Origin of the sequence: Streptococcus sp. 10824, from assembly GCF_013276595.1 — a bacterium.
Classification (GTDB): Bacteria; Bacillota; Bacilli; order Lactobacillales; family Streptococcaceae; genus Streptococcus; species Streptococcus pseudopneumoniae.
In genome coordinates this window covers 1-4,454 of record NZ_VMLH01000049.1, presented here as the reverse complement: position 1 = coordinate 4,454, position 4,454 = coordinate 1, and the positions used below count along the sequence as shown (strand labels likewise).

Genomic DNA, 4,454 nt, shown 5'->3' with positions numbered 1-4,454 from the left:
CCCCAAGACTATAATAGATTGAAATAAGATGTAACCAAGTCGATTAGGAAAGACAAATGAATTTCTAAAAATGTTTTAGCAACCGCAATGTTCTGGTCTATATTCAATCTACTATATAATACTCTTCGAAAATCTCTTCAAACCACGTCAACGTCTCCTTGCCCTACTCCAGTACAGCCTGCGGCTAGTTTCCTAGTTTGCTCTTTGATTTTCATTGAGTATAAGATTTATTTCCTAGCGAGATCTTGAATTTACTCGAGGATGAACTGCCATAAAACAAAGAAAAAGAGGGTGCTACTCTCACATCCCTCTTTCTAATCAGAGCTTAATACCAAACGCTGACATCCACACGCCCTTGGATTCCTTTCATGTATTCAGAAGAGGTATATTGCCAACCCTTTTCTCCTGAATAATGAGGATTTTCCCATTCTAAAGCATTGGTATAGGCCGCTACCCAGTTTACATGTTTTAAAATATCTGGGTGTTTTAAACGCGTCTGTAATAAACTACGATAGCTATAGACATACACATTTTGATAACCCGCCTGCTTCATCGTCTCCATGTACTTGTTAATAATCTTAACCCAAGTACCTGTATCACTCGGAGCACGCTTACTTTTATTCACATACTCCCAGTTCTCAACATCATAGTAGATAGGATAAGACAAGTTCATATTGTATTTCTTCAGAAGTTCAATGGTCTGTTCAGCGTCATTCTCAGCATCGGTCTCATTTTCAGCATAGGTATAGAGATAGACACCATAAGGAATTCCCAGACGGTTTAACTCCTTAATGTTATGCGCCAATTCCTTGTCTTCTTTACCACTATAACCTAGACGAACAATGACACCATCTACTTCATTTTCATCAATAACCTTTTTCCAATCATTGATACGACCATTGTGCTCACTAATATCAATAACTTTCTTAGCATGTTCGGTTCCAACTTGCTCTTCTCTATTATTAAAGAAATAGCGTTTACCATCTCTGTGAACCCAGCCGACATTCAAATCTTTCTTTTCTTTGAGTTCACCAGAGGCCGCAAAGATATAGCGAGCACCATCCATAATCACTTCATCAGTCGCCATGGCACCACTTCCAGTCAAATAGTAGTTACCTTGCCACTCATTCCGAGCCATATAGCCCCACTTCTTGAAATAGTACCATTTGCCGCCCACTTTTTGCCACTCTTGGTTGGCATAAGTTCCATCGGATTTTAGATAAAAATAAGCAGAATAGGCTGGATCATAAAGCCATTCATTTTGCATCATGGCACCTTGACCATTCAAGAAATAACTTCCTTGCCATTGGCTTTTAGCCATGTAACCCCACTTCTTGAAGTAATACCACTTATTTCCAATCAATTGCCATTCTTGATGGGCATAAGCCCCATCTGACTTGAGATAAAACCAACTCTTGTAATTATTATCATAAAGCCACTCGTTTTGAGCCATATAGCCACCTGATTTCAGGTAGTAATTGCCCTGCCACTCATTTTGAGCATAACGACTGTCTGATTTGAGATAAAACCAAGCTTTGTAGTTATTATCAAAAATCCATTCACTTTGAGCTTTAGAACCATCAGCCTTTACATAATAATCTCCATCCCAGTGGGCAGAGACACTGTTTCTCTGTTCATTGCTACTAGTTGATGAAGTTCCTGTTGATAGACTAGATTTTTCTGAAACTGTGCTTCCACTTGTTTCATCTGCCGCAATTCCTGAAACTCTTACGCCAAGTAAGCAAAGGCTTGCTAGCCCTATACATACAAATTTTGTTTTCAATCTTTCCTCTCCTATAAAAAATGGAACAGACATCTGAATGCTGTTCCACCTAGCTTTTGCTACTTACTGATTATTTTACAAAGTCAAGCAAAGCCAAGAAGCTTTCAGCTTCAAGTGACGCACCACCTACAAGGGCACCGTCAACGTCTGGACAAGCCATGTATGAAGCAACGTTCTCAGGTTTAACAGAACCACCGTATTGAACACGAACTTTGTCTGCAACTTCTTGACCAAAGTCAGCAGCTACAACGTCACGAACAACTTTACACATTTTTTGTGCGTCGTCTTGTGAAGCTGATTTACCAGTACCGATAGCCCAGATTGGTTCGTAAGCGATAACTGATGCAGCAACTTGTTCAGCAGTCAATCCAGCCAATGCAGCAGATACTTGAGCACCTACAAATTCAGCAGCTTTACCAGCTTCGTAAGTTTCAAGTGACTCACCACAACAGATGATTGGAAGCATACCGTTTGCAAAGATTGCTTTTGCTTTTTTGTTGATATCTTCGTCAGTTTCATGGAAGTAGTCACGGCGTTCTGAGTGACCGATAACAACGTAGTCAGTACCGATTTCTTTCAAAACTTGTGGGCTTGTTTCACCAGTGAAGGCACCTGCATTTTCAAAGTAGCAGTTTTGAGCAGCAACTTTAAGGTTTGAACCTTTTGCCGCAGCAAGAACTGTTGTCAAATCAAGAGCTGGAGCAGCGATACCTGCTTCAACAAGATCTGATGAAGGAAGTTTTGACGCAACTGCTTCAACGAATGCTTTAGCTTCTTCTGGATTTTTGTTCATTTTCCAGTTACCAGCGATAAATGGTTTACGTGACATTTCACATACCTCTTTTTTCAATTTATTTTCTATTTATTTTATCACAATTAGACACAGCTTGCAAATCTTACTCGGATTTCAAGCCTGCTGACATGGATTAATCCTTCCAGAGATCCATAGCATTTCTGAAATCTGCCGATACCTGTGTCAACTGAGGATTGCTTGCTTCTCTTTCTGCCCGCTTAGCCTCGATTTGAGCCACACTTTTGATACCTTCATGTCGCCAGTTTCTCAAAATCGCCTGGATGTACTTCCAGTTTGGTTTTCCATTCAAAACAGCTTCACGAAGAGCTTCCTTAATCAAGTCAGCACTGGTTCCATCTTCCTTTAGTGTCTTCATCAAATCCTCAATCTCAAAAGGCGTCAACAAGCGTCCCAACTCCTGCTGGAAGGTTTCCACCAAATCCTTAAGATGATTTTGAGGTATCAACTGGTCTGAACTCGAAGCAATAGCTCCAAGCAAGTCATCCAAACGTTCCAAAGCCAAACTAGCATCAAAAAGCAATTCGATTTCGCCATTTAATTCGATAGTACGATACTGGAGAAGTCCCCTCTCCGTCAGATTGGAAATGGACTGGTTGACATCCGAAATTTCCTTGCCAATCCTTTCAGCAATCTGGCTTGGCGACATTTCTTCTAAGCCTGTCGTATTTTGCAAATAGAAAAATTGCCAAACCAGAAAATCGTCGCTAGAAGGAAAGAGTTCCTTAAAATGCAAGAGCAGGGCACTCGGTAAAACCAAGTTCCCTGATTTAAAAGCGTCTAAATATGTCATAATTCCTCTTATAAATACCCAAATGCAGATGCATCATCTTCTATTTTTCTCCAGTCAAAAGGGGTTTCCTGATAGACTGCATAATTTACCCAGTTACTGAAAAAGAGGGCTGCCGATGAAGACCAACAAAGACAAGGCGTCTGATTGACATCATCATCCTTAAAGTAATTTTCTGGAATATGAGGATCTAAACCTGCATCACAATCTCGGAAATACTCTTTTGCCAAGGTATCACGGTCATATTCCAAATGCCCAAAACTATAAATTTCACGCAAATCACGACTAGCCAAAATCGAAACCCCAACCTGAGAACCCTCTGATAAAATCTCGAGATTGGTTTTGTTTAAGACCTCTTCCTTAGAAATCTCCGTGTGCCGAGAATGAGGGGAAACATAGCTATCGTCAAAGCCTCTTAAAAGAAGGTGCCCTTCTTTTAAAGTGTCCTGAGGATAAATACCCGATAACTTACTGTCCATCTGGTATTTTTCCACTCCATAACGCAGATAAAGACCAGCCTGAGCCCCCCAACAGATATAAAGGGTCGAATAGACATGGGTCTTGGACCACTCAAGCACCTGGCTAAATTCCTCCCAATAGTCCACTTCCTCAAATGGTAAATGCTCAACTGGAGCACCCGTGATAATCATCCCATCAAAATACTCATCCTTGACTTCAGGAAAGGTTTTATAAAAGGTCTCCATGTACTCTGAACGAGTTGTTTTAGAACGATGGCTCTCCATATAGAGAAAATCAATATCCAATTGCAGGGGCGTATTAGCCAAATGACGCAACAACTGGGTTTCTGTGACCATTTTCTGTGGCATGAGATTTAAAATTAAAATCTTCAAAGGACGGATATCTTGGTGGGCCGCACGTTGATCATCCATGACAAAGATATTCTCTGTCCGTAAAATCTCAACAGCTGGTAATTTTCTATCAATTCGAATCGGCATAACCCTCTCCTAACTGTACTCTTTCAGAAATAATTGCATATGTTTGAAACTCTTCGAGAATCTCTTCAAACCGCGTCAACGTTGCCTTGCCGTACGTATATGTTACTGACTTCG

General features: G+C 40.6%; 4 protein-coding genes. All 4 read right to left on the bottom strand.

What is annotated here, in order from left to right; translation table 11 throughout:
- Window positions 1–325: 325 nt before the first annotated feature.
- Window positions 326–1,816 (bottom strand): choline binding-anchored murein hydrolase LytC, encoded by a 1,491-nt coding sequence (lytC, locus tag HT701_RS04655; RefSeq protein ID WP_119920063.1) that lies wholly within the window; start codon window positions 1,814–1,816, stop codon window positions 326–328.
- Between the two features lie 37 nt (window positions 1,817–1,853).
- Window positions 1,854–2,612 carry a triose-phosphate isomerase gene (tpiA, locus tag HT701_RS04650; RefSeq protein WP_000087893.1) on the bottom strand — a complete coding sequence of 253 codons (759 nt, stop codon included), beginning with the start codon at window positions 2,610–2,612 and terminating at the stop codon, window positions 1,854–1,856.
- Window positions 2,613–2,709: 97 nt separating this feature from the next.
- Window positions 2,710–3,387: a DnaD domain-containing protein gene (locus HT701_RS04645; RefSeq protein ID WP_000221595.1), complete on the bottom strand. Its 678-nt coding sequence runs from the start codon at window positions 3,385–3,387 to the stop codon at window positions 2,710–2,712.
- 8 nt (window positions 3,388–3,395) lie between these two features.
- Window positions 3,396–4,340: a homoserine O-succinyltransferase gene (gene metA / locus HT701_RS04640; RefSeq protein ID WP_119920064.1), complete on the bottom strand. Its 945-nt coding sequence runs from the start codon at window positions 4,338–4,340 to the stop codon at window positions 3,396–3,398.
- Between the last annotated feature and the right edge of the window lie 114 nt (window positions 4,341–4,454).

Excerpts from the sequence above, each read along its gene's own strand:
- lytC (WP_119920063.1), bottom strand. The coding sequence starts at position 1,816 with ATGTCTGTTCCATTTTTTATAGGAGAGGAAAGATTGAAAACAAAATTT.
- tpiA (WP_000087893.1), bottom strand. The coding sequence starts at position 2,612 with ATGTCACGTAAACCATTTATCGCTGGTAACTGGAAAATGAACAAAAAT.
- HT701_RS04645 (WP_000221595.1), bottom strand. The coding sequence starts at position 3,387 with ATGACATATTTAGACGCTTTTAAATCAGGGAACTTGGTTTTACCGAGT.
- metA (WP_119920064.1), bottom strand. The coding sequence starts at position 4,340 with ATGCCGATTCGAATTGATAGAAAATTACCAGCTGTTGAGATTTTACGG.